Annotated in this window: 3 protein-coding genes; all 3 read left to right on the plus strand. The window is 44.7% G+C overall.

Annotation, left to right across the window (positions count from 1 at the left end):
• Positions 1-448: paraquat-inducible protein A (locus V5298_RS20380; RefSeq protein WP_332933247.1), on the plus strand; the 448-nt coding region annotated here is incomplete at its 5' end.
• Positions 445-2,097: an intermembrane transport protein PqiB gene (gene pqiB, locus V5298_RS20385; RefSeq protein ID WP_332933248.1), complete on the plus strand. Its 1,653-nt coding sequence runs from the start codon at positions 445-447 to the stop codon at positions 2,095-2,097. The genes V5298_RS20380 and pqiB, both read left to right, overlap by 4 nt.
• Positions 2,087-2,573 (plus strand): PqiC family protein (locus tag V5298_RS20390; RefSeq protein ID WP_332933249.1); only part of this gene is annotated, 487 nt, incomplete at its 3' end. The genes pqiB and V5298_RS20390, both read left to right, overlap by 11 nt.

A 2,573-nucleotide genomic window follows, 5' to 3' on the forward strand; every position in this document is an offset into this window, starting at 1 on the left:
GCTGTACATTCCGGCAAATCTTTTACCCATCATGCACACCCAATTATTTGGTCGCGACGAACCCAGCACCATTGTGGGTGGCGCCATTACGCTTTGGGAATCCGGTGATTATCCGGTGGCAATAATTATAATTTGCGCCAGTGTATTGATTCCTGTAGCAAAAATACTCATTCTAACGTGGTTGAACTTAAGTGTTCAAAAAGGTTTGACCCGAGGAACGAAAGTGAGAACCCGCTTTTATCGACTCACCGAAGGCATAGGACGCTGGTCAATGATAGACGTTTTTGTGGTTGCAATACTGGTTGCCTTAGTACAACTGGGAAACACCATCGCTATTCATCCGGGACCGGCAGCAATAGCATTCTGTGGGGTCGTATTTATAACAATGGTGGCGGCAATGACATTCGACAATCGCTTGATTTGGCAAAATAGGAAAGAAACTACATGAGCCTAGAGGCCAATATAAAATCGACAACCCATATCTCGAAAGTGTGGCTCATCCCTATCATTGCGGTAATTATTGGTGGCTGGATGGTGTGGTATCAATGGAAAAATCAGGGGCCACTGATTACCCTTGAATTGAAATCCGCCAGCGGTATAGAAGTCAATAAAACCCCGATTAAAGTGCGGGACCTGGAAATAGGGCAGGTAAAGAAAATTGTCCTTAAACCCGATTTAGACGGCGTATTGGTGACGGCGCGTATTGATGCCAGCGCGGCCAATCTACTTACGGAAAACACCCAATTTTGGGTTGTAGCGCCACGTATTAGCTTTTCTGAGGTGTCAGGGCTTAACACCTTGCTTTCTGGTTCCTATATCGCCATGACAGCCGATGCGTCAGGGAAAGAACAATTTCATTTCACCGCCCTTGAACGTCCGCCGTCTACGCCTTCAGGTACCCCGGGGCTTCATGTCACACTAAAAAGTAATGATGAATTTGCCTATAAGCCCGGCGATCCCATCATTTATAAAGGGTTTAAAGTCGGTGAATTTGAAGAAGCCGAATTTAACATTGATGAACGTATAGTGTATTACAGTGCGTTTATTGGAGCGCCCTACCACAAACTCATCACCCAAAATACGCGCTTTTGGAATGTCAGTGGGGTGAAGCTTCATCTTAAATCGAGCGGTTTGAAAGTAGAAACAGGCTCACTTGAAACCTTGTTGGCAAACGGCGTGACCTTTGGCATCCCCGCCGGCTCAGACTCTGGTGATCCGGTAAAAGAAAATGCCACTTTTCGTATATTTTCTGACGACAACGAGGCTTCTAATGCCCGATATAAGCTGTACGCCAGTTTTCTGTTACTTATCGACGAAACGGTGAGAGGCCTAACAAAAGGGGCACCGGTGGAATATCGCGGCATCGAAGTGGGAGAAGTGGTTAAAATTAATCCCATCGAATTAATCGATGGTAACATTCTGGACGAAAACTACCCCATCCCCGTTTTAATACGGATATATCCAGGCAAGGTATTACAGCAAGATAACCAGGAAAGCTTAACGGCCATTCAGGATGCTATGCATCAGTGGATCCAGCAGGATCTGCGAGCCACCTTACGGATGGGCAATGTCTTAACCGGCGGCCTCTATGTCGATTTACAACACGACAGCAGCGCTAAGCCTTCACCGGTAAAAAGCATCAATGGCATTGAGATCATTCCCACCGTCTCTAACGAGTTTACGCAAATAACCCAAAAAGCAGATGCAATACTGGATAAAATCAATAAATTGCCATTAGAAGAACTCGTCACAAACGTCACTAATGTCATTAGCGATTTAAAAAGTGCGGCTAACCGAGTTGAAACCGCCAGTAACGATTTTGATGTGCTTATGGATGACATTGATGCCAAAGCATTGAATGATAATTTAAATGAGGTATTGGTAAATGTCTCAGCGCTAGTGAAGAATTATTCCGAAGGTGGATTAAGTAAAGGGGAAATAAAAGAAACTGTAGATGCGATGCAAGAAACCTTGCGCAACATCCAGCCGCTATTGATACAGCTTAATCAAAAACCCAACGGATTAATTTTTTCAGACAACAGTAAAGAAGATCGGCAACCTCGCGCCGCAGCAAAAGGCCAAAATCATGACAATTAGATCCCTATCACTTTTTTTGTGCATTGTATTATTAGCCGGTTGTAGTTCGTCACCGGCTTCCTTGCAGTACTATGTGCTGCATGCCCCCTCCTCGTCCATATCGCCTTCGGCTACGACAGCAAAATACTACGTAAGAATTGAACAAATCGTATTACCAGATTATCTTGCACAGCGTTCATTGGCCATGCAAACCGGCTCCTCTACCCTCTACTTTTCACAAAATCATGTATGGGCAGAGCCTATGGCCACAGGGTTTCAACGGGCACTGAGAGACGCTTTGTGGGAGGCCGGCAACATTTTTATGATCCCCGATGATATGTATTCACAAATGTACCCTGTAATAGGCTTACATATCAGAATTGATGATTTTGTGGCCACATTTGATGGAAAAGTCGTGATTAAAGGGCAATACTGGTGGAACGATGTGCATCAGAACCCGCAAGTCAGATATTTTGATTTTAGACGTACTCAAGAAG

This window comes from Alteromonas sp. 14N.309.X.WAT.G.H12 (assembly GCF_036697315.1).
In the GTDB taxonomy this organism is placed as follows: Bacteria; Pseudomonadota; Gammaproteobacteria; order Enterobacterales; family Alteromonadaceae; genus Alteromonas.